Origin of the sequence: Micromonospora sp. NBC_01638 (assembly GCF_045209745.1) — a bacterium.
GTDB lineage: Bacteria > Actinomycetota > Actinomycetes > Mycobacteriales > Micromonosporaceae > Micromonospora.
Map to the genome: position 1 here is coordinate 4232073 of NZ_CP109273.1, position 22989 is coordinate 4255061.

General features: G+C 67.8%; 16 protein-coding genes and 2 pseudogenes. 15 read left to right on the forward strand and 3 right to left on the reverse strand.

What is annotated here, in order from left to right; genetic code table 11:
- Position 1 precedes the first annotated feature (1 nt).
- From OG811_RS20060 to mmsB, 15 genes and pseudogenes are all read left to right on the forward strand, one after another.
- Positions 2-351, forward strand: a pseudogene (locus OG811_RS20060) (ATP-binding cassette domain-containing protein); the annotation flags it as partial.
- 49 nt (positions 352-400) lie between these two features.
- Entirely contained in the window at positions 401-724 is a 324-nt protein-coding gene (locus OG811_RS20065; protein ID WP_406067863.1) for an ABC transporter permease, read from the forward strand.
- Between the two features lie 689 nt (positions 725-1413).
- Positions 1414-3096, forward strand: a complete 1683-nt coding sequence (gene araB / locus OG811_RS20070; protein ID WP_406067865.1) for a ribulokinase — start codon at positions 1414-1416, stop codon at positions 3094-3096.
- Complete coding sequence (locus OG811_RS20075) at positions 3093-3785, forward strand: L-ribulose-5-phosphate 4-epimerase (protein ID WP_406067866.1); 693 nt, start codon at positions 3093-3095, stop codon at positions 3783-3785. The genes araB and OG811_RS20075 overlap by 4 nt, the downstream gene beginning before the upstream one ends.
- 131 nt (positions 3786-3916) lie before the next feature.
- On the forward strand, positions 3917-4921 hold the full coding sequence (locus OG811_RS20080; protein WP_406067867.1) for an ABC transporter substrate-binding protein: 1005 nt from the start codon (positions 3917-3919) through the stop codon (positions 4919-4921).
- A gap of 191 nt (positions 4922-5112) precedes the next feature.
- Positions 5113-6654 (forward strand): sugar ABC transporter ATP-binding protein, encoded by a 1542-nt coding sequence (locus OG811_RS20085; RefSeq protein ID WP_406067868.1) that lies wholly within the window; start codon positions 5113-5115, stop codon positions 6652-6654.
- Positions 6651-7721 carry an ABC transporter permease gene (locus OG811_RS20090; RefSeq protein ID WP_406067869.1) on the forward strand — a complete coding sequence of 357 codons (1071 nt, stop codon included), beginning with the start codon at positions 6651-6653 and terminating at the stop codon, positions 7719-7721. The genes OG811_RS20085 and OG811_RS20090 overlap by 4 nt, the downstream gene beginning before the upstream one ends.
- Positions 7718-8707 carry a galactofuranose ABC transporter, permease protein YjfF gene (gene yjfF / locus OG811_RS20095; protein ID WP_406067870.1) on the forward strand — a complete coding sequence of 330 codons (990 nt, stop codon included), beginning with the start codon at positions 7718-7720 and terminating at the stop codon, positions 8705-8707. The genes OG811_RS20090 and yjfF overlap by 4 nt, the downstream gene beginning before the upstream one ends.
- 26 nt (positions 8708-8733) lie before the next feature.
- Complete coding sequence (gene araA / locus OG811_RS20100) at positions 8734-10236, forward strand: L-arabinose isomerase (RefSeq protein WP_406075814.1); 1503 nt, start codon at positions 8734-8736, stop codon at positions 10234-10236.
- A gap of 422 nt (positions 10237-10658) precedes the next feature.
- Positions 10659-12752, forward strand: coding sequence for an RICIN domain-containing protein (locus OG811_RS20105; protein WP_406067871.1), 2094 nt, complete (start codon positions 10659-10661; stop codon positions 12750-12752).
- 415 nt (positions 12753-13167) lie between these two features.
- Complete coding sequence (locus tag OG811_RS20110; RefSeq protein WP_406067872.1) at positions 13168-14154, forward strand: LacI family DNA-binding transcriptional regulator; 987 nt, start codon at positions 13168-13170, stop codon at positions 14152-14154.
- Positions 14155-14396: 242 nt separating this feature from the next.
- A complete protein-coding gene (locus OG811_RS20115; protein ID WP_406067873.1) occupies positions 14397-16052 on the forward strand; it encodes a glycoside hydrolase family 27 protein in 1656 nt (551 codons plus the stop codon).
- Positions 16053-16366: 314 nt separating this feature from the next.
- A complete protein-coding gene (chvE, locus tag OG811_RS20120) occupies positions 16367-17509 on the forward strand; it encodes a multiple monosaccharide ABC transporter substrate-binding protein (RefSeq protein WP_406067875.1) in 1143 nt (380 codons plus the stop codon).
- An 80-nt stretch (positions 17510-17589) separates the two neighbouring features.
- On the forward strand, positions 17590-19128 hold the full coding sequence (mmsA, locus tag OG811_RS20125; protein ID WP_406067876.1) for a multiple monosaccharide ABC transporter ATP-binding protein: 1539 nt from the start codon (positions 17590-17592) through the stop codon (positions 19126-19128).
- Positions 19125-20375, forward strand: coding sequence for a multiple monosaccharide ABC transporter permease (gene mmsB, locus OG811_RS20130; protein WP_406067878.1), 1251 nt, complete (start codon positions 19125-19127; stop codon positions 20373-20375). Before mmsA ends, mmsB begins: the two co-directional genes overlap by 4 nt.
- Before the next feature lie 238 nt (positions 20376-20613).
- On the opposite strand, the gene tnpB is transcribed toward mmsB, so the two are convergent.
- The 3 genes and pseudogenes from tnpB to OG811_RS20145 all read right to left on the reverse strand — a co-directional run.
- On the reverse strand, positions 20614-22071 hold the full coding sequence (tnpB, locus tag OG811_RS20135; RefSeq protein ID WP_406067880.1) for an IS607 family element RNA-guided endonuclease TnpB: 1458 nt from the start codon (positions 22069-22071) through the stop codon (positions 20614-20616).
- A complete protein-coding gene (locus tag OG811_RS20140; RefSeq protein WP_406067881.1) occupies positions 22068-22643 on the reverse strand; it encodes an IS607 family transposase in 576 nt (191 codons plus the stop codon). Before OG811_RS20140 ends, tnpB begins: the two co-directional genes overlap by 4 nt.
- A 124-nt stretch (positions 22644-22767) precedes the next feature.
- Positions 22768-22956 (reverse strand): annotated as a pseudogene (locus OG811_RS20145) (metallophosphoesterase family protein); the annotation flags it as partial.
- Positions 22957-22989 lie beyond the last annotated feature (33 nt).

Sequence of the window (22989 nt, forward strand, 5' to 3'; positions counted from 1 at the left end):
CATGACCAGCCCCATGCAGCCCGCGATCGTCGCCACCAACCTCCGGAAGTCCTACGGTGACAAGGTCGTCCTGGACGGCATCGACCTCATGATCACCGAGGGAACGATCTTCGCCCTGCTCGGCCCCAACGGCGCCGACAAGGCCGCCGGCCGGCGACGGATCGCCGACCTGCTCGACCAGTTCGACCTGACCGAGGCGGCGGGCAAGCGGTGTCGACGTACTCCGGCGGCATGCGCCGGCGGCTCGATCTCGCGATGACCCTGGTCGGCGACCCCCGCGTCATCTTCCTCGACGAGCCGACCAACGGCCTCGACCCGCGCAGCCGCCGGGCCATGTGGCACATCATCCGCGCTCACGGCCAACCCGGTCGAGTGGCTCGCCGCCATTGGCGTCCTCGCCATGATCACCTTTGCGCTCACCTGGCTGTCGGTGGCCCTCGGCCTGGTGAGCGAGAGTGTCGAGACGGCCAGCAACCTACCCATGCCGCTGGTGCTCCTGCCGTTTCTCGGCAGCGGGTTCGTCCCCACCGACTCGATGCCGACCCCGGTTCGGTGGTTCGCCGACTACCAGCCCTTCACGCCCGTCATGGAGACCCTTCGCGGCCTGCTCCTCTGCACCGGGATCGGCGCCAACGGGATCATCGCGGTCGTCTGGTGCGTCGTCATCAGCGTGCTCTGCTTCCTTTGGGCCAAGGCCCTGTACAACCGCAATCGGGCCGCCTGATCCGACCGGCGCTCGACGTTCCGCCATCGCGACGACCGACGGCCCGGCCCCGGTGGGCCGGGCCGTCAGCTGTCCGTGTCCGTGGGCGTGGGCGCCGGCCAATTTGATCGCTCGGATTCCGTGAAGTCGGTCTGTCGCCGTGCCTCTGACACCACGACTTTCACGGATCACGAGTCGGTCAACCGGGGGCGCCCGGCGCGCGAGGCTCGCAGCCGCGCCGAGGCGACCCTTGAGACGTTGAATGTTATCGATAACACGGTCCTGGCGTCTGGCTGGGTGCGGCGCGTGCCGGCCCCCGGGCGGCTCAATCCTGAGCCCGGTGGTGGCCGACTGCCGTTCCGCTGATCCGATCATCCGGGTGGGGCAGCCCTGTTGATGTTATCGCTGACATTCTCGCCGGCCGACGAGCGGTCGTGATCGGACGGTGGCCCCACCGCCGCGTGGGATGCAGGGCCTGTCGCACGGCCTGCCGATGCGGTGCCGGGTCGGCGGCGGGACCGGATGGCGACTCATTCGGTCGCTGCACGTTGCGGTCGGTTCCGGAAATGGCACAGTTTGCACCGGTCCGATATCGACGCGCCCGAGTCGGCCCCGGCTTCTGCGTTCCGTTACGGAGCTGTTGCGGGTAGATGTCTTGACGAGGCTTGATGTGAGCGTTAACACTATCCCCGTTAACGGTGGAGGTGAACATGAACCGTGTGGATGGAGCTGACGACCGCTACGTCGTCGGTGTCGACTTCGGCACCCTGTCCGGGCGAGCTCTGGTGGTCCGTGTCGGCGATGGTGCCGAGTTGGGGACCGCGGTGCACGAGTACGGCGACGGCGTCATCAGCACGACGCTTCCGGGAGGCCGAGCGCTGCCCCCGGACTGGGCTCTGCAGAACCCGGAGGACTACCGCGACGTGCTGCGGTACGCCGTCCCGGCGGCACTGTCAGCCGCAGGGGTGGACCCCGCCGCGGTCGTCGGCATCGGCATCGACTTCACCGCCTGCACGGTGCTGCCGACCGACGCCGAGGGCACTCCACTGTGCGAGGATCCCGAGCTGCGCGACCGGCCGCACGCCTGGGTCAAGCTGTGGAAGCACCACGCCGCGCAGCCGCACGCCGACCGGATCAACTCGCTGGCCCACGAACGGGCAGAACCGTGGATCGGCCGGTACGGCGGCAAGATCTCCGCCGAGTGGCAGTTCGCCAAGGGACTCCAGATCCTGGAGGAGGACCCCGAGGTCTACCACCGGGCCGAGCGCTTCATCGAGGCAGCCGACTGGATTGTCTGGCAGCTCAGCGGCACCGAGACCCGCAACGTCTGCACAGCCGGTTACAAGGGCATCCTGCAGGACGGCCAGTACCCTTCCGAGGGCTTCCTGACCGCGCTCAACCCAGGCTTTGGCGATTTCGTGGCCAAGCTGGATGGTCCGTTGCTGTCCCTCGGTGCCCGGGCCGGCACGCTCACCGCGCGAGCCGCCGCCTGGACCGGCCTGCCGGAGGGGATCGCGGTGGCCGCCGGCAACGTCGACGCGCACGTCACCGCGGCGTCCGCGCAGGCCGTCGAGCCCGGTCGGCTCGTCGCGATCATGGGTACCTCGACCTGCCACGTGGTCAACGGCGCGCAGCTCGCCGAAGTGGCCGGGATGTGCGGTGTCGTGGACGGCGGAATCAGCCCCGGCGCATGGGGTTACGAGGCCGGGCAGAGCGGTGTCGGGGACATCTTCGGCTGGTTCGTCGAGCACGCCGCCCCGGCTGGCGTCGCCTCGCACGAACAGCTCACCGAGCTGGCCGCGAGCCAACCGGTCGGCGCGCACGGACTGATCGCGCTGGACTGGTGGAACGGCAACCGCTCGCTGCTGGTCAACCACGACCTCAGCGGGATGATCGTCGGAATGACCCTGGCCACCCGGCCACCGGACATCTACCGGGCGCTGCTGGAGTCCACCGCCTACGGCACGCGGATGATCATCGAGGCGTTCGTCGAGGCCGGAGTCGCGGTGAACGACCTGGTGATCGCCGGTGGTCTCACCAACAACGACCTGTTGATGCAGATCTACGCCGACGTGACCCAGCGGCCGCTGAACATCATCGCCTCCGCCCAGGGGCCCGCACTGGGCTCGGCGATCCATGCCGCCGTCGCCGCCGGTGAATATCCCTCGATCCAGGAAGCGTCGCAGGCGATGGGTCGGGTGCACGAGGCCGTCTACCGACCGGATCCCGACCGGGCGCGCGCCTACGACGCCCTGTACGCCGAGTACCGGACGCTGCACGACCACTTCGGTCGCGGCGGCAACGACGTCATGCTCCGCCTGCGGGCGATCCGGAACGCGGCGGCCGAGACCGTCACGGCCCCGCACGAGACCGCGCTGGAGGTGGTCGCATGAACGCCGAGGTGACCCGACAGATCGACGAGCTGCGCGAGACGGTCGCCCGCCTGCACGCCGAGCTCACCCGGTACCGCCTGGTCGCCTGGACGGCCGGCAACATCTCCGCGCGGGTTCCCGGCCAAAGCCTCATGGTGATCAAGCCGAGCGGCGTGGGCTACGACGATCTCACCGCGGAGACCATGGTCGTGTGTGACCTCGATGGTGTCCTCGTCGAGGGGGATCTCGCCCCGTCCAGCGACACCGCCGCCCACGCATACGTCTACCGGGCCATGCCCGAGGTCGGTGGGGTCGTGCACACGCACAGCTCGTACGCCACCGCCTGGGCCGCGCGAGGGGAGGCGATTCCCTGCCACCTCACCGCCCAGGCTGACGAGTTCGGCGGGGAGATTCCGGTGGGTCCGTTCGCCCTGATCGGCGGCGACGACATCGGCAAGGGCATCGTCGGCACGCTCGCCGGGCACCGCTCACCCGCGGTGCTGATGCGTAACCACGGCGTCTTCACCATCGGCCGGGACGCCCGCGCGGCAGTCAAGGCCGCGGTCATGTGTGAGGACGTTGCCCGTACGGCGCACCTGGCTCGCGCACTCGGGCAGCCGGTGCCGATGGCGCAGGCGGACATCGACGCTCTCTATGACCGTTACCAGAACGTCTACGGTCAACAACCAGTCCCACCGGCGGGTTCCTGACCGCTTGCCGGCCATGCCGGAAACCGTCGGTCTGCACCACGTAAGTAGCAGCACGCACCACCCGCGTATGCCGCTCCCTGCACCTCGGCGGTCTGGCGCGGTCACCCACCACACTGAGCCAAGGAGATCTGATGAGAAAGATGCGAACGCAGTCCGCTCCGTGGCGCGCTGCCGCGGTCCTCGCCAGCGTGCTGCTCGTCGGCAGCGTGGCGGCCTGCGGCAACAGCGACACCGGCGACGGCGGCACCAAGGACGACGGCAAGATCACGATGGGCTTCTCGCAGGTCGGCGCCGAGAGCGGCTGGCGTACCGCGAACACCACCTCGATCAAGGACGCCGCCACGGCGGCGGGGATCGAGCTGAAGTTCGACGACGCGCAGCAGAAGCAGGAAAACCAGATCAAGGCGATCCGCAACTACATCCAGCAGAAGGTCGACGTGATCGCCTTCTCGCCGGTGGTGGAATCCGGGTGGGACACCGTGCTCAAGGAGGCCAAGGACGCCGGGATCCCGGTCATCCTGACCGACCGCTCGGTCGACTCGGCCGACAAGAGCCTGTACAAGACCTTCCTCGGCTCGGACTTCGTCAAGGAGGGCCGGCTCGCGGGTGAGTGGCTGGTCGAGCAGAAGAAGACCGCCTCGGGTCCGGTGAACATCGTCGAGCTGCAGGGCACCACCGGCGCGGCGCCGGCCAACGACCGCAAGAAGGGCTTCGCCGAGGCGATCGCCACCAACCCGAACCTGAAGGTCATCGCCTCCCAGACGGGCGACTTCACCCGGGCCGGCGGTAAGCAGGTCATGGAGCAGTTCCTCAAGGCCAACCCGAAGATCGACGTGCTGTTCGCGCACAACGACGACATGGGCCTGGGCGCGCTCGAGGCGATCACCGCGGCCGGCAAGGTGCCCGGCAAGGACATCACCATCATCACGGTCGACGCGGTCAAGGACGGCATGCAGGCTCTCGCCGACGGGAAGTTCAACTTCATCGCGGAGTGCAGCCCGCTGCTCGGCCCGCAGCTGATGGACCTGGCGAAGAAGGTCCACGCGGGCGAGGAGGTGCCTGTTCGGATCGAGACCGAGGAGACCACCTTCACGTCTGAGCAGGCCAAGGAAGCTCTGCCCAACCGCAAGTACTGATCGACGCCGGGGGGGTCGCCGCGCTCGCGTGGCGGCCCCGCCGCGTCGCTTCCCTACCCGAAACGGACCGGGCTTGGCCCGCGGCGACCCCCGTACCACGCCCGCCCGAGCGACCCCCAGGGTCGACCGGGCGGGCGTCGCGGGAGCGTAGCGGCCCTTCCGTGTCGACAACCCAGAAGAGGTCTGATGGGATGACGGATAGCCGTCCGGTCCTGACGATGACCGGGATCAGCAAGTCCTTCCCCGGGGTGCGCGCACTCCACAACGTCAACTTTCAGCTTTTTCCTGGCGAGGTGCACGCCCTGATGGGCGAGAACGGCGCCGGCAAGTCGACCCTCATCAAGGTGCTGACCGGCGTCTACGACACCGACGAGGGCACGATCACCCTCGACGGCGAGCAGGCGTCCTTCACCGGGCCGATGCAGGCGAACGCCGCCGGGGTGAGCACCGTCTACCAGGAAGTCAACCTCTGCACCAACCTCTCGGTGGCGGAGAACATCTTCATCGGCCGTGAGCCCCGGTTGCTGGGTGCCGTCCGCTGGGGTGAGGTCCGCCGCCGCGCCCGAGCCCTGCTGGCCCGCCTCGACCTCGACCTCGACGTCAGCGCACCGCTCGGCTCGTACTCCCTGGCGATCCAGCAGATGGTCGCCATCGCCCGCGCGATCGACATTCAGGCCCGGGTGCTGATCCTGGACGAGCCGACGTCCAGTCTCGACGCCGGCGAGGTGGCGCAGTTGTTCCGCATCATGCGGCAACTGCGCGACGAGGGCATCGCCATCCTGTTCGTGACCCACTTCCTCGACCAGGTCTACGAGATCGCCGACCGCATCACCGTGCTGCGCAACGGCGGGCTCGTCGGCGAGTACCAGACCGCCGAGCTGCCCCAGCTCTCCCTGGTTGAGAAGATGATCGGCAAGGAACTCGACGTCCTGGAGGGCATCGAGGAGCACTCCCGCCGGGATCTGGCCGCGTTGGAGGAGGGCACCCCCCTGGTGGCGGTGTCGAAATTTGGCCGGGCGGGCGCGGTCGAGCCGTTCAGCCTCACCATCCACGCCGGCGAGGTGGTCGGCCTGGCCGGTCTGCTGGGCTCCGGGCGTACCGAGGTTGCGCGGTTGTTGTTCGGGGCCGACCGGACGGACGGCGGTCAGGTCGCGCTCGACGGCGCGGCGAGCAGCCTGCGCACCCCTGCACAGGCCATCGACCAGGGCTTCGGCTTCTGTTCGGAGAACCGCCGCGCGGAAGGCATCGTCGCCGACCTGTCGGTCCGCGAGAACATGATCCTGGCCATGCAGGCCGCGCGCGGCTGGCTGCGGCCCATCCCGCGTCGTCGCCAGGACGAACTGGTCGACAAGTACATCAAGGCACTCAACATCCGGCCCGCGGACCCGGAGGTGCCGGTACGCAACCTCTCCGGTGGCAACCAGCAGAAGGTGCTCCTGGCCCGGTGGCTGATCACTGAGCCACGACTGTTGATCCTCGACGAACCGACCCGGGGCATCGACATCGGCGCGAAGACCGAGATCCAGAAGCTCGTGACGCAGTTGTCCGACGGCGGCATGGCGGTGCTGTTCATCTCCGCCGAACTGGAGGAGGTGCTGCGCCTCAGTCACAAGGTGGCCGTGATGCGGGACCGGCAGATGGTCGCGCAGCTCGCCAACGACGAGAGCCTCGACGCCGACCGCATCATGCAGACCATCGCGAGTGGATCTCACCGGGAGGAGGCAGACCGATGAACGACACCATGGGCCGCTACCGGACGGTGGTCGGTCACCGGCTGTTCTGGCCCGCCGCCGTGCTGGTCGTCATGCTCGCCGCGAACACGATCTACCGGCCCGGGTTCCTGTCCATCGAGCTCAAGGACGGGCACCTGTACGGCTCGCCGATCGACATCCTGCGGCTGAGCGCGCCGCTGATCCTCGTCGCACTGGGCATGACCCTGGTCATCTCGACCGGTGGCATCGACCTGTCGGTCGGCTCGGTGTGCGCGATCAGCGGCGCGATCGCCTGCATGTACATCAGCAAGCAGACCGACCAGAACAGCCTTGCCGTGGTGCTGACCGCCCTCGCGATGGCGTTGGGGGTCGCGCTCGTGCTCGGCGCCTGGAACGGGGTGCTGGTGGCCGTGATCGGGATCCAACCGATCATCGCCACCCTGATCCTGATGGTGGCCGGCCGGGGCCTCGCCCAGCTGATCACCCAGGGTCAGATCATCACCATCAACTCCGAGCCGTTCCGGGCGATCGGGCTGGGCCACCTGCTGACCCTGCCGCTGGCCATCTTCATCGCCCTCGCCGCGGCACTGCTCGTCGCGGCGTTCACCCGCCGCACCGCACTCGGCATGATCGTCGAATCGGTGGGCGGTAACGCCGAGGCGAGCCGACTCGCCGGCATCCGCTCCGGCCGGGTCATTCTCCTCGCGTACGTCCTCAGCGCCGTCTGCGCCGCGGTCGCTGGTTTCATGATGACGGCCAACGTCTCCAGTGCCGACGGCAACGCCGTCGGCCTCTGGGTGGAATTGGACGCCATCCTCGCGGTCGTCATCGGCGGTACGTCCCTCGCCGGTGGCCGGTTCTTCCTCAGCGGCACCATCCTCGGCGCGCTGATCATCCAGACCCTGACCACCACGGTGTACGCCATGAACATCTCACCGCAGACCTCGCTGCTGTTCAAAGCGGTCGTCGTGATCGCCGTCTGCCTCATCCAGGCGCCGGCCTTCCGGGCCCGGTTCACCCGCCGTAGGCGTAACACCCCGCCGCCCGCCACCGTCGCCGACAAGCCGAAGGAGCAGGTGCCGGCATGACCACTGGATCGCTCACCGCTGGCCGTGTCAGGTCCCGGCTGCCGAGGCGGCAGATACCGGTCCTGGCCACGCTCGTCCTGCTGCTGGTCCTGTACGGCATCGGGGTGTCGCAGTACCAGGCGTTCTCCAACGTGCAGGTCATCTTCAACGTCTTCATCGACAACGGCTTCCTGCTCGTCGTCGCGGTGGGCATGACCTTCGTGATCCTCACCGGCGGCATCGACCTGTCGGTCGGGTCCGTCGTCGCCATGACGGCCATGGTGTCGGCCTGGCTGCTCCAGGAGGGGCTGCCGGCGGCACTGGTGCTCGTCATCGCCCTGCTCATCGGCCCGACGCTCGGCCTGCTGATGGGCTGCGCCATCCACTTCTTCGAGATCCAGCCGTTCATCGTCACGCTCGCCGGGATGTTCTTCGCCCGGGGTTTGTGTACGTTCATCTCCGGCTCGTCCATCCCGATCACCGACGGGTTCTGGACCAGGATGTCGCAGGAACGGATCGGTGACCCCAGGGGCAACTTCGTGTCGATCAGCGTGCTGATCGCCTTCGTCGTGGTCGCCGTCGCCGCGTACACGCTGGCCTACACCCGGCTGGGGCGCAACGTGTACGCCATCGGCGGCAACTCGCAGTCGGCACTGCTGATGGGTCTGCCGTTGGGGCGTACCCGGATCGCCGTCTACACGATCAGCGGCCTGTGCTCCGCGATCGGCGGGATCCTGCTGTCCTTCTACACCCTCTCCGGCGCGCCCCTGATCGCCGTGGGCATGGAGTTGGATGTCATCGCCGCCGTCGTCATCGGGGGCACCGTGCTCACCGGCGGCGCGGGTTACGTCTTCGGCACGGTGCTGGGCGTACTGGTCCTGGGCGTCATTCAGACCCTCATCACCTTCGATGGGAGCCTGAACTCCTGGTGGACGAAGATCGTGATCGGCGGTCTGCTCTTCGCGTTCATCCTCCTGCAGCGCCTCATCGGAATCCGTTACAAATGACCGCCCCTCTCGCGGAAGGCAACTCCATGGCACCACACACCGAACCCGAGATCTGGTTCCTCACCGGCAGCCAGGGCATGTACGGAGAGGAGACGCTCCGGCAGGTCGCCGAGCAGTCCCGCCAGATCGCGGCCGCGCTCGACGACTCGCCGCAGATCCCCGCCCGAGTGGTCTGGAAGCCTGTCCTGACCAACAGCAGTGAGATCCTGCAGGTCTGCCGGGACGCCGCCGCCCAGGGCGCCATCGGGGTCATCGCCTGGATGCACACGTTCTCTCCGGCGAAGATGTGGATCGCTGGTCTGGACGCGCTGCAGACGCCGCTGCTGCACCTGCACACCCAGGCCAACGTTCTGCTGCCGTGGAACGACATCGACATGGACTTCATGAACCTGAACCAGGCCGCTCACGGCGACCGCGAGTTCGGGTACATCCAGACCCGTCTCGGTGTGGCCCGCAAGACGGTGGCCGGGCACGTCAGCGACCCGCGGGTGACGACCCGGGTCGGGGCGTGGGCGCGCGCGGCGCTCGGCTGGTCGGCGATGCGGTCGCTGCGGCTGGCCCGCTTCGGCGACAACATGCGCGACGTGGCGGTGACCGAGGGTGACAAGGTCGAGGCGGAGTTGCGCTTCGGGGTGTCGGTCAACACCTACGGCGTCAACGACCTGGTCGAGGTGGTCGGCGAGGTCACCGACGCGCAGGTGGACGACCTGGTCAAGGAGTACGAGGACACCTACCGCATCGTCGGCGAGCTGCTGCCCGGGGGTGAGCAGCACGACTCGTTGCGGTACGCCGCGCGCCTGGAGCTCGGCATGCGCGCCTTCCTGGACGCTGGCGGGTTCCGGGCCTTCACCACGAACTTCGAGGACCTCGGCGGCCTGCGTCAGCTGCCGGGTATCGCCGTGCAGCGGCTGATGGCGGACGGGTACGGCTTCGGCGGCGAGGGCGACTGGAAGACCTCCGTCCTGGTCCACACCCTCAAGGCGATGTCGGTGGGCGTGAGCGGCGGCACGTCGTTCATGGAGGACTACACCTACGACCTCACCCCGGGCGAGGAGCTGGTGCTCGGTGCCCACATGCTCGAGGTCTGCCCGACCATCGCGTCCGACGTACCCAACGTGGAGATCCATCCGCTGAGCATCGGTGGTCGGGAGGATCCGGTCCGGCTCGTGTTCGACGCCGCGCCCGGTCCGGCGGTGGTGCTCGGCCTGGCCGACATGGGGGAGCGCTTCCGGCTCGTGGCCAACGAAATCGACGTGGTGTCTCCGCCGCAACCGCTGCGCCGGCTGCCGGTGGCGCGGGCCGTCTGGCGTCCGCGACCCGACCTGCCCGGTTCGGCCGAGGCGTGGATCACCGCTGGCGCGCCGCACCACACGGTGCTGTCGCAGGCGGTGGGTGTGGAGGAGTTGCACGATCTGGCGGAGATGAGCAAGACCGAACTCGTCGTCATCGACGCCAACACGGAGCCCCGCCGCTTTGCCGACGAGATCCGCTGGAACCAGGCCTACTACCGGCTGTCCCGCGGCTTCTGAGGCCCCAGCCGCCGCGGCCCCCCGGGCACAGCGAGGCGCCCGCCCCAGGCACAGGGGCGGGCGCCTCGCGCCTGTTTGTGGCGGCTCAGGCCCGCTCGCCGACCTGGGTGACAAGCGCACGCCACGTCGCCAAGCGCCTCGCGGCTCCAGCGGGTCCTTCGCTGTCTGCCTGATCAGCTCAACCGTTGAACCATGTTTCGTCTTGACTACGGTCATGTTATCGATAACAGTAAGCATCTAAACAACTCGATGCCTGTGCTACGACGGCTCTGATCCGCGCCACCCTGTCGAGGTCGAGTGATCGCCGCACCATGGCAGAAGCTGCTGTTAGCGATCACATTCATGGTCTGGCCAGTTGCGCCGACCGGCGATGCGGATGCCGGCCCAGAACGTCCGGCACCTCAGGCCAGCGAAGGAGGATCATGGTTGCCATCGGTCGGGTTCCCTGGAGAGCGCCATCCGCGCGGGGGCGTGGGTGGCTGTCGCGGGTCGTCGCCTCGGCGGTCGCGGTGGTGGTCGGCAGCGCTCTGGCGGCGGTCGCGCCGACGGCCGCGTCAGCGGCGACCGTGGACACCAACGCGTGGTACGTGTTGGTGAACCGCAACAGCGGCAAGGCGCTGGACGTGTACAACCAGGCGACGAATGACGGTGCGCGGATCACGCAGTGGGCGCGTAACGACGGTGCGTGGCAGCAGTGGCAGTTCGTGGACTCCGGTGGCGGCTACTACCGGTTGAAGTCGCGGCATTCGGGCAAGGTTCTCGACATCTACAACTTCTCCACCGCGAACGGGGCCGCGGTGGTGCAGTGGGCTGACGGCAACGGAACCAACCAGCAGTTCCGGTTGGCGGATTCGGCCGGTGGCTACGTGCGGCTGATCAACCGCAACAGCAACAAGGTGGTGGAGGTGCAGGGCGCCTCGACGGCCGATGGTGGCAACGTGGTGCAGTACGACGACTGGGGTGGCAACAACCAGCAGTGGCAGCTCGTCCCCGTCGGGGGCGGCGGCAACCCCGGCACGTCGTACTCGAATCCGACAGTGTGGCAGGACTTCGCCGACGTCGACATCATTCGGGTGGACAACGTCTACTACATGTCGGCGTCCACGATGCACTACTCACCGGGCGCTCCGGTGCTGCGCTCGTACGACCTGGTCAACTGGGAGTTCGCCGGTCATTCCGTGCCCCGGCTGGACTTCGGGTCGAAATACGACATGAGCGGCGGCCGGGCCTACGTCGACGGAATCTGGGCGTCGACGTTGAACTACCGGCCGAGCAACCGGACGTTCTACTGGGCGGGGTGCATCGACTTCGCGCAGACCCACATCTACACCGCGTCCGCCGTCGACGGCACCTGGAGCCGGCACACGACAATCCCCAACTGCTACTACGACGCCGGCATGTTGATCGACGACAACGACACCATGTACGTGGCGTACGGCAACGGGGCCATCAGCGTGGCACAGCTCTCCGCCGATGGGCGGTCCCAGGTTCGCGCCCAGCAGGTGTACACCACGCCGTCGAGCATCGGCACCCTGGAGGGGGCCCGGTTCTACAAGCGCAACGGCGCCTACTACATCTGGCTCACCCGCCCGGCCAACGGCCAGTACGTGCTGAAGTCGACAAACGGTCCCTTCGGCCCGTACGAGCAGCGTCAGGTGCTGCTCAACCTGCCCGGCCCGATCTCCGGCGGCGGTGTGCCGCACCAGGGTGGGCTGGTGCAGACCCAGAACGGCGACTGGTACTACATGGCCTTCGTCGACGCGTACCCCGGTGGTCGGATGCCGGCCATGGCGCCGATCACCTGGACCAGCGACGGCTGGCCCGTGCTGCAGACGGTCAACGGCGCGTGGGGCAGCTCGTACCCGAAGCCGAACCTGCCCGCGCCACCCCGGGCGGTGAAGCCGCTCACCGGCACCGACACGTTCGCCGGCACCACCCTCGGCCCGCAGTGGGAGTGGAACCACAACCCGGACAACAGTAGATGGTCGGTGAACAACGGGCTGAGCCTGCAGACCGCCACCGTCACCGGCGACCTGTACGGGGCGCGCAACACGCTGACGCACCGGATCCAGGGCCCCAGCTCCACGGCCACCATCGAGTTGGACTACTCCACCATGCGCGACGGTGATCGCACCGGCCTGGCGGTGCTGCGCAACTCGTCCGCCTGGATCGGGGTCCGGCGGGACAACGGGTCCACGCGTCTGGTCATGCAGAACGGCCTCACGATGGACGGCAACTGGAACACCACCAGCACCGGCAGCGAGGTGGCGGGCACCGCCGTCTCCGGTGGCCGGATCTGGTTGCGCGCCAACGCCGACATCAGACCCGGGTCCGGCCGGCAGGCCCGTTTCTCGTACAGCACGGACGGGGTCACCTTCACCTCGTTCGGCAACGCTCTGACCCTGGACAGCAATTGGCAGTTCTTCATGGGCTACCGATTCGCCATCTTCAACCACGCCACCCAGGCGCTCGGCGGCGCGGTGACGGTACGCCGATTCGATCTGACAGCACCGTGACGCCAGTCACACCGCGATCGGTCTGACCGGTGGCGCGGGCGAGCGCATGCCCACCCGGCACGTCGGCCCGCGCCACCGGGTCAAGTCCTCGCCGACCTGCTCCACGCTCAGTCCAGGAGTGTGGAGCAGGCCGGCGTGCCACCGGGGCCCGTGCCGCACGCCGACTTGGCCGCGTACGGTGGCGCGGGGAATGCGTCGTGTGGCATGGGCGCGTCCCACAGTCCCCCGCACAGGCATGCCATGTTCCCGGCGGTGGCTGGCGTAGACTGGCGGCGATCCAGCGCTGGTCACCGGGATTCAGCACCGGCGTGGTGGCTGAGCGAGGGGGATCGGGCCGGGCCGCTCCAGTCGACGTCGACGGGCCGCGGGCCGGAGACGTAGCGGGGGGAGTGCAATGGCCGTCCACGGTCCCGCGATGACAGACGTCGCCCGTCTGGCCGGTGTCTCCCATCAGACGGTGTCGCGGGTGCTCAACGGGCACCCCAACGTTCGTGAGCAGACCCGGCTGAGGGTGCGGGCGGCGATCGCCGAACTCGGCTACCGCCCGAACGGCGCGGCTCGCACTCTGGTGACCGGTCGATCGCAGGTCATCGGCGTGGTCGCGCAGAACACGACGCTCTACGGTCCGGCGTCATTGCTGGCCGCGTTGGAGCAGACCGCCGCGGCAGAGGGTTTCGCGGTCAGTGTCGGCAGCGTACGTAACCTGGACCACCGTTCCATCTCGGCCGCCGTTGAGCGGCACCTGTCGCACCGGGTCGCCGGCATCGTGGTCATCGCACCGGTGGAGTCGGCCGGTGAGGCTCTGGAACGCCTGCCCAAGGACGTCCCGCTGGTCACGGTCGACGGTGACCCGAGTGGGCCGGTTCCGTTGGTGACGGTCGACCAGGTGGCGGGCGCTCGGGCGGCGACCCAGCATCTGCTCGACGCGGGGCATCGCACCGTCTGGCATGTCTCGGGGCCGTCCGACTGGTTCGACAGCGTCGGCCGGATCGACGGTTGGCGCGAGGCACTGCTGGCGGCTGGGGTGGTTCCGCCGCCGCTGATGCCGGGGGACTGGTCCGCCGCCTCGGGTTACCGGTCCGGGCAGATGTTGGCGCGGATGCCAGAGGTCACCGCGGTCTTCACCGCCAACGACCATCTCGCGCTGGGCGTGCTGCGGGCGTTGCACGAGTTTGGCCGGCGGGTGCCGGACGACATCAGCGTGGTCGGTTTCGACGACGTGCCAGAGGCGGCGTACTTCATTCCGCCACTGACCACCGTCCGTCCGGACTTCGACGCGGTGGCGCGGGCAAGCCTGCAGATGCTCCTGACCCAGATCGAGTCGGGCACCGGCGGGGCACTGCGGCAGACCATCGCCCCAGCCCTGGTCGCCCGTGAGAGCGTCGCGCCACCACGTCACTGACAGCGGCACACCATCAGCCTGCGTCAATTTCTGGCCCATCCCGGCTGATCAGACGTCGCTGAATCGAGCCATGCGTCGCTGATCGATGTCAGGCAATGTCGAGACGGGAAGGTATTGAACCTCATGAAATGTCGTCGTAACATGATGGACGTCTCTGTTAACGCTAACAAAACTCGGCGTCCAGTTATCGGCCCAGCAACCAGATCGTAGTTCCGGGCGGGCGCCACCGACAAGGAGGCTCGATGAACCGCATCACTCGAGGTCGTCGCTGGGGAAGCGTACTGGCGGCCGGACTGCTGCTCGCCGCCGCTCTGGTTGGCCTCCGCGCCCCAGCGGCGCAGGCACTGGACAACGGGGTGGCCCGCACGCCACCCATGGGTTGGAATTCATGGAACTCATTTGGCTGCAACATCAACGAAGCGCTGATCCGGCAGTCCGCGGATGCGATCGTCAGCAGTGGGATGAAGGACCTGGGTTACCAGTACGTCGTGGTTGACGACTGCTGGTTCAACCCGAACCGGGACGGCTCCGGCAACATCCAGGGAGACCCGGGTCGGTTCCCCAGCGGGATGAAGGCGCTCGGCGACTACCTGCACGCCCGGGGCCTGAAGTTCGGCCTCTACCAGGTGCCGGTCGACAAGACCTGCGCGCAGTACTTCGGCTCCTACCCGGGAGCGACCGGCAGCCGAGGACACGAGGCGCAGGACGCCCGCCAGTTCGCCGCCTGGGGCGTCGACTTCCTCAAGTACGACTGGTGCTCTCCGGAAGGCAGCATCGACGAGCAGGTCACCACCTTCGCCCGCATGCGTGACGCGCTGGCCGCCACCGGTCGACCGATCGTCTACAGCATCAACTCGAACAGCATCCACGCCAAGACCGGCCCCCAGCGCAACTGGGGCGACGTGGCCAACATGTGGCGTACCACCGAGGACATCACCAACGCGTGGAACACCGGCCAGACCAACGGTTACCCGATGGGCATCCAGAACATCATCAACGTGACCGTTCCGCTGGCGTCGTACGCGCGGCCGGGCAGCTTCAACGACCCGGACATGATGGAGATCGGCCGGGGTGGCATGAACGACACGGAGATGCGCAGTCACTTCGCGATGTGGGCGATCATGGCGTCGCCACTGATCGCCGGCAACGACGTGCGCAACATGGATTCCGCCACCCAGACCATCCTCAAGAACGGCAACCTGATCGCGATCAATCAGGACTCGCTCGGATTGCAGGGAACGCAGGTCTCGTTCGACGGCACCCGTCGGGTGCTCGCCAAGCGGCTCGCCAACGGTGATGTCGCCGTCGCCCTGCTCAACCAGGGCGCGTCGACGACGACGATCTCGACCACGGCCGCTGCCGTCGGCAAGTCCGGGACCTCGTTCACGCTGGTCGACGCGTGGTCCGGTGCCACCAGCTCCACCGGCGGGGCCATCAGCGCCAGCGTGCCGGCGCACGGCACGGTGGTGTTCCGGGTCAGCGGCGGCGGGACGACTCCGCCGACGACCCCGCCGCCGACCACGTCGAGCGCGTTCGTCAGTGCCGCCTCCGGCCGCTGCCTCGACGTTCCGGCGAGCAACACCACCAACGGCACTCAGCCGGTGATCTGGGACTGCAGCGGTGCTGCCAACCAGCGCTGGACCATCAGTGGTCAGACCCTGCAGTCGCTGGGCAAGTGCCTGGACGCACCCCTCAACGCCACGGCCGGTGCCCGGGCGCAGATCTGGGACTGCAACGGTGGGGCCAACCAGCGGTGGACGATCAACTCCAACGGCACGATCAGCGGTGTGCAGTCCGGGCTCTGCCTCGACGTCAACAACAACGGCACCGCCAACGGCACCACGGTGCTCCTCTGGACCTGCACCGCGGCGGCGAACCAGCGGTGGTCGCAGCGGTAGCTGACCGGGTCCGCCGCCCGATGAGGTCGCGGCAGCCCACCTGATCAGGCCCGCCGTGCTGATGCCCGCGGACGACAACCGTCGCCCGCGGGCATCAGCCTGTGGGGCCTCCACCCACGACGGTGGAATCGCCGCGACCTTGCCGCTTCCGGAAAGATCGTCCTCTGGTTACGCTCGCCTGGTGCCTCCGTTACGAGACCGTGACACCGGTATTTCGGATCAGGTGTTGACGCATCGTATGTGAGCGCTAACACTACCCGAAAGGTGACAGTTGGCCCCGGCAGTCGGCGGGGGAGTCCAGAGAGGAGAAGCCCGTGGGCAGGAAATTCCTGGTTGCTCTCGGCGGCGCGGTGTTGGCGCTGAGTCTGGCGGCATGCAGTGGCGAGGGTGCGGGCAGCGGCGGCGACAAGAGCGGCGACAAGCCGGGCGACCTGACGATCGGTGTGTCGATGCCGACCCAGACCTCGGAGCGGTGGATCGCCGACGGCAACGCGGTGAAGTCGAAACTGGAGGCCAAGGGCTACAAGGTCGACCTCCAGTACGCCGGTGACGACATCCCCACGCAGTCCCAGCAGGTCGACCAGATGATCACCCGGGGCGCGGATGTCCTGGTCATCGCCGCGATCGACGGCACGGCGCTCAGCAGCCAACTGCAGGCTGCCGCCGACGCGAAGATCCCGGTCATCGCGTACGACCGGTTGATCCGGGGCAGCAAGAACGTCGACTTCTACGTCAGCTTCGACAACTACAAGGTTGGCGTCGCCCAGGCCACCGCGCTGCTTGTCGGCCTCGGCCTGCAGAACAAGGACGGCTCGAAGGGCACGGCCAAGGGCCCGTTGAACGTCGAACTCTTCGCGGGCTCGCTCGACGACAACAACACCCAGTACTTCTTCGGCGGCGCGATGGACACGTTGAAGCCGTTCGTCGACGACGGCACGCTGCGGGTCAAGTCCAAGCAGACCACCATCGAGCAGGTAGCCACCCTGCGGTGGCAGCAGGAGACCGCGCAGAAGCGGATGGAGAACCTGCTCACCTCCAGCTACAACGACGGCTCGAAGGTCGATGGTGTGCTGTCGCCATACGACGGCATTTCCCGAGGCATCATCACCGCCCTGCAGAACGCCGGCTACGGCACCGCGAGCAAGAAGATCCCGGTGGTGACTGGCCAGGACGCGGAGATCGCCTCGATCAAGCTGATCAATGACGGCGTGCAGAGCTCCACGGTCTTCAAGGACACCCGCCTGCTGGCCGACCAGGCCGTGAACGCCTCCGAGGCGTTCCTGCAGAAGAAGGAGCCGCAGGCCAACGACACGAAGACGTACAACAACGGTGTCAAGGTCGTCCCGGCGTACCTGCTGCCGATCGTCACGGTCTACAAGGACGACATCAAGGCCGCGCTGATCGACTCCGGCTACTGGACGGCGGAAGAGGTCGCCGCCGGTCAGGCCAAGAAGTAACCCACTCGTCGGGCCCGGCGGTCGCCGCCGGGCCCGACGCCTGGGCGTACCAGGTCCAGACCTGACGGAGGACAGTGACCATGGACGACACCATCCTCGAGATGCGTCGTATCACCAAGACGTTCCCCGGCGTGACCGCGCTGGAGGACGTCACCCTCGCGGTACGCCGCGGGGAGATCCACGCCATCTGCGGTGAGAACGGTGCCGGTAAGTCCACCCTGATGAAGGTGCTGTCCGGCGTCCACCCGTCCGGCTCGTACGACGGCGAGATCCTCTTCGACGGCAAGCCGATGCAGTTCCGGGGCATCCGGGACAGCGAGGCCAACGGCATCGTGATCATCCACCAGGAGCTTGCCCTGGTGCCGTACCTGTCGATCGCGGAGAACATCTTTCTCGGCAACGAGCGGCGTGGCCGCGGCGGGCTGATCGACTGGAACCTCGCCAACGCCGAAGCGGCTCAGCTGCTGGCGTCCGTCGGGCTGCACGAGAACCCCGTCACCCCGGTCATCCAGCTCGGCGTCGGCAAGCAGCAGCTGGTGGAGATCGCCAAGGCGCTGTCGAAGAAGGTGCGCCTGCTCATCCTGGACGAGCCGACCGCCGCCCTCAACGACATCGACTCGGCTCACCTGCTCGATCTGTTGCGGGCGCTCAAGGACCAGGGCATCACCTGCATCATGATCTCGCACAAGCTCAACGAGATCACCGCGATCGCCGACTCGACCACCGTCATCCGCGATGGGCGCACGGTCGAGACCCTCGACATGAAATCCGACGAGGTGACCCAGCAGCGGATCATCCGGGGCATGGTCGGGCGCGACCTGGACAGCTTCTACCCCGGCCGCGAGTCGTCCCCCGGCGAAGAGGTGCTCCGGATCGAGGACTGGACGGTGCGGCACCCGGTCCAGGACCGGATGGTCGTCGAGGCCGTCGGCCTGTCCGTACGCGCCGGTGAGGTCGTCGGCATCGCGGGTCTGATGGGGGCCGGGCGGACCGAGTTGGCCATGAGCGTGTTCGGTCGGTCCTACGGGCGCGACATCCGGGGCCGGCTCTTCGTGCACGGGCGTGAGGTGCACGCGCGCACTGTCGCCGAGGCGATCGACAACGGCATCGCCTACGTCACCGAGGACCGCAAGCGGTACGGCTTGAACCTCATCGACGACGTCCGGCGCAACGTCTCCGCCGCCGCCCTGGACCGGTTGTCCCGCCTGGGCTGGGTGAACGGCAACGAGGAGATCAAGGTCGCCGAGGCGAGCCGACGGGAGATGAACATCCGGACGCCCAGCGTCATGGCGGTGGTCGGCAAGCTCTCGGGCGGCAACCAGCAGAAGGTCGTGCTGTCGAAGTGGCTGTTCACCGACCCGGATGTCCTGATCCTGGACGAACCCACCCGGGGGATCGACGTCGGTGCAAAGTATGAGATCTACACGATCATCAATCGGTTGGTTGCCGCAGGCAAGGCGGTGATCGTGATCTCCTCCGAGTTGCCGGAGCTGCTGGGCATGTGCGATCGCATCTACACGCTCGCCGCCGGCCGGATCACCGGAGAGGTGCCGGTGGATGAGGCGACTCAGGAGAGCCTCATGGAGCTGATGACCAAGGACAAGGAGCTCGTCGCGTGACCAGCATCAAGACCCCCTCGACGGAGCGCCCGACGCCCCCGGACAGCGCGCCCGCCGCCGCCCTGCACAGCGGGACGAGCGACCTGCGGGCGCTGGTGTTGAACAACCTGCGGCAGAGCGGGATCTACGTCGCCCTGGTCGTCATCGTCGCGCTCTTCGCGCTCCTGACCGACGGGGTGTTGCTGAGCCCCGGCAACATCACCAACATCGTCCTTCAATACTCGTACATCCTGGTGCTCGCGATCGGGATGGTCATCCTGATCATCGGCGGGCACATCGACCTGTCGGTCGGATCGGTCGTCGCGCTGACCGGAGCGGTGTCCGCGGTGCTGGTGATCCAGCAGGGCTATCCCTGGTGGGTGGGCGTCCTGGCGGCCCTGGCCGTCGGCGTCGCGGTCGGCGCCTGGCACGGGTTCTGGGTGGCGTACGCGGGCATTCCCGCCTTCATCGTGACCCTGGCCGGCATGCTGCTGTTCCGGGGCCTCACCCTGCGGGTGCTCGACAACATCTCGCTGTCGCCGTTCCCGGCCGAATACCAGAAGGTCGCGGCGGGCTTCCTCAACGGGCTGCTCGGCGGGCAGGGTTTTGACGCCTTCACGGTGCTGATCGGTGCCCTCGCCGTGGCCGGGTACGCGGTGAGTGGCTTCCGCACCCGCGTGGCGCGCATCCGCTACCAGCAGCCCGTCGAGTCGTTCCCGCTGTTCGTCGCCCGGGTCGTGGTGGTCGGCGCGGTCCTCATGTATTTCGCGTGGCAGTTGGCGCACGCCCGAGGGCTGCCGATCGTGCTGATCATTCTGGCGGTCCTCGTGCTGGTGTACGGCCTGCTCACCCGGCGTACCGTGTTCGGTCGCCAGGTCTACGCGATCGGCGGCAACCTGTCGGCGGCGGCGCTGTCCGGGGTGAAGGTCCGCACCGTCAACTTCTGGATGTTCGTCAACATGGGCTTCCTGACCGCGGTGGCGGGGGTCATCTACTCCTCGCGGTCGAACGGCGCCCAGCCTGCCGCCGGCAACATGTTCGAGCTGGACGCCATCGCGGCGGCCTTCATCGGCGGCGCCGCGGTCACCGGTGGGGTGGGCACCGTGGTGGGCGCGATGGTCGGCGGTCTGATCATGGCGGTGATGAGCAACGGCATGCAGCTGATGGGCATCGACCAGTCGACCCAGTCGGTGGTGAAGGGCCTCGTCCTGCTCGTCGCGGTCGCCTTCGACGTCTACAACAAGCGCCGGGCCGGCACGGCCCGCTGACCTGTCGACGGTACGAACGTGCCCCTGCTCGCCTGGTGAGCAGGGGCACGCGCTTGTCCGCGGGATCGAGCGGTCAGTGGCAGTTGTCGGTGCCGCTGTCGTTGTAGGTCTGCCCCGCCACCGGCACGAACTGCCAGTCGTAGCTGTCGGAGTGCAGGGTGAACTTCAGCACCGTTACTGATTCCATAGTCGGGTATCAGCATTCCCAGCCTTTCGGCTGGGAAGGTCCGTAACGGTGTCACCGGAGCGCGAGTTGCGCTTCGGTGTCCTGATGACGGTCTCGCGTTTCCTGCTGCCGTTGGTGCGGCAGGGTTGCGCCACCTGCCCGCCCATCCGTGGCCTGGCGGCTGCGGGTGGTGGCGCGGGTCTTGCGGTCGGCTCCACGCGGGTTCGACGCTTGCGCGTCCTGGTCTCCGGCCACTGCGGTACCAGTTGTTACGGCCGCCGCGAGGGCGGCGAGGTTGCGGGCTGCGTTCTCGTCCCGGTCCATGACCAGGCCGCAGACGTCGCAGATGAAGACTCGGACGTGCAGCGGTAGTTTGGCTTTCACTGCGCCGCAGTTCGAGCAGGTTTTCGACGACGGGTACCAGCGGTTGGCGACGACGGTCGCGCCGCCGACCCAGCCGGTCTTGTAGGTGATCTGGCGGCGGATCTCACCGAACCCGGCGTCGGCGATTTTGCGGGCCAGGCGGCGGTTACGCAGCATCCCGCAGACGTTGAGGTCTTCGACCACCACCGTGGCGTACTCGGCGGTGATGGAGGTGGTGAGCTTGTGCAGGCCGTCCTGCCGCAGGTTCGCCACCCGGTGATGCACGCGGTTACGTTCGGCGTTGGCGATCGCCCACCGTTTCGACGGCTTGCGCCCGGTGCGCCGGTCGGGCCCCTGGCGGCGGGCCAGCCGCCGTGAGAGCCGTCTGAGCTGGTGGAGCGCGCCGTCGTAGTGCGCCGGGTTCGGCACGAACCGCACCTCGCCCTGGCTGTCGGCGATCACCGCAAGGCACGTCACGCCCAGGTCCACACCCGCGACCACATCCGGGCGCGCCGCAGCGCGGTCGGCGGCGCGTTGGGTCTCGACCTGGAAGGAGACGAACCACCGGCCCCGCTCGAACCTGACCGTGGCGGACAAGATGCGGGCGGTGCCGTTGGCGATGCGGCGTTCCAGCTTGCGGGTGGACTCGTGGGTGCGGATCACCCCGAGCCGTGGCAGCGTGACGTGCCGCCGGTCCGGCTCCACCCGGATGGTGCCAGTGGTGAACCGACAGGCGAGCCGCGCCTTGTGCTTGGACTTCTGCCGGGGCATGCCCACGCGCTTGCCTCTACGCTGCCCGCGCTTGGACCTGGCGTAGTTGTCGAACGCCGCCGCCGCGTTCGCCAGGCCCGTGCTGTACGCCTCCTTGGAGTTCTCCTGCCACCAGCCGGCGAAACGCGGGTCGGTCTTCTTGACCTCGTTGAACACCTTCCGCAACGCCAGCAACGACCACGGCCGCCACGGCGTCAACTCCTCCTCGGCGATGCCGTACGACCCTTCCGCCTTCCGCTGCCACCACGACGCCATCACCCACCAGACAGCCCAGTTATAGGCGGCGCGAGCCGCACCACAGTGCGACCGCAGCCGCTGCTCCTGCGTGACGTTCGGATCCAACGCGAAACGGAACGCCTGGACCACGAAACCGGGCCGCGGCTCGAACTTCTTCACACCAACGATTCCTCGCCGGTCGCGGCGACCAGAGCGCGAGCGGCACGGTTCTTCGCCGCCCGCTGCCCATACAGCCGGGCACACATCAACGTCAACACGTCGGCCATATCCTTGACCAGGTCGTTCGTGGATTCCTCCGCGTCCAGAACCACCAGGCGACGCCCGGTCGCAGCGAGCGCGGCTTGCAGGTACTCCACACCGAACCGGGCCAGCCGGTCCTTGTGCTCGACCACGATCACCGCCGCAGTCGGGTCGGCGAGGAGGCGATGCAGCTCGCGGCGCTTGCCGTTCAGGCCAGAGCCGATCTCAGTCACGATCTCCGCCACGGCGAGGCCCTGCGCGTTTGCCCCCTCCACAACCCGCACGGTCTGGCGGTCCAGGTCACCCTTCTGATCACTGGAGGACACGCGGCAGTAAGCGACCACGCGACCGGCTGCGCACCGCGCCTCTTCCACGATCCACGTACCCGACGGCGCCTGACGGACAGGGACGGGCATCTTGCCGTCCCTCACCCACCGCCAGGCGGTCTGATAGGTCACGCCCTGCTCGCGTGCCCAGTCTGAGAGCTTCACACCCCCACAATACATGTAAATGTCCGACTATAATTGCCCATAAAATCCGGAACTGTTGCCAACCCCGGTTGGCGTCGAAACCCCCGGCCGGGTTCATCGGCCCGAACCGCTCGTACACGTGGTTGTGCCCCCACACCACGACGTCGGCGTTGTAGTCGTAGAGCGCCTGGTACAGCGGCCGCGTCGACGTCGACGGCGCGTGGTTGGAGCTGGACGTGAACAGCGGGTGGTGCCAGTACGCGAGCGTGCACGGCTTGCTGTTGGCGGCCAGGTCCGCGCGCAGCCACGCCTCCTGGGTCGAGCCGGCCGACATGCTGATGTTCGAGTTCAGCGTTTGCGATCACGC

What these genes read in the sequence shown, in the direction of transcription:
- mmsA (WP_406067876.1), top strand. Translation starts at nt 17,590, where the DNA reads ATGGACGACACCATCCTCGAGATGCGTCGTATCACCAAGACGTTCCCC.
- yjfF (WP_406067870.1), top strand. Translation starts at nt 7,718, where the DNA reads ATGACCACTGGATCGCTCACCGCTGGCCGTGTCAGGTCCCGGCTGCCG.
- araB (WP_406067865.1), top strand. Translation starts at nt 1,414, where the DNA reads ATGAACCGTGTGGATGGAGCTGACGACCGCTACGTCGTCGGTGTCGAC.
- OG811_RS20115 (WP_406067873.1), top strand. Translation starts at nt 14,397, where the DNA reads ATGAACCGCATCACTCGAGGTCGTCGCTGGGGAAGCGTACTGGCGGCC.
- OG811_RS20075 (WP_406067866.1), top strand. Translation starts at nt 3,093, where the DNA reads ATGAACGCCGAGGTGACCCGACAGATCGACGAGCTGCGCGAGACGGTC.
- OG811_RS20090 (WP_406067869.1), top strand. Translation starts at nt 6,651, where the DNA reads ATGAACGACACCATGGGCCGCTACCGGACGGTGGTCGGTCACCGGCTG.
- OG811_RS20085 (WP_406067868.1), top strand. Translation starts at nt 5,113, where the DNA reads ATGACGGATAGCCGTCCGGTCCTGACGATGACCGGGATCAGCAAGTCC.
- OG811_RS20105 (WP_406067871.1), top strand. Translation starts at nt 10,659, where the DNA reads ATGGTTGCCATCGGTCGGGTTCCCTGGAGAGCGCCATCCGCGCGGGGG.
- araA (WP_406075814.1), top strand. Translation starts at nt 8,734, where the DNA reads ATGGCACCACACACCGAACCCGAGATCTGGTTCCTCACCGGCAGCCAG.
- OG811_RS20065 (WP_406067863.1), top strand. Translation starts at nt 401, where the DNA reads ATGATCACCTTTGCGCTCACCTGGCTGTCGGTGGCCCTCGGCCTGGTG.
- OG811_RS20080 (WP_406067867.1), top strand. Translation starts at nt 3,917, where the DNA reads ATGAGAAAGATGCGAACGCAGTCCGCTCCGTGGCGCGCTGCCGCGGTC.
- OG811_RS20110 (WP_406067872.1), top strand. Translation starts at nt 13,168, where the DNA reads ATGACAGACGTCGCCCGTCTGGCCGGTGTCTCCCATCAGACGGTGTCG.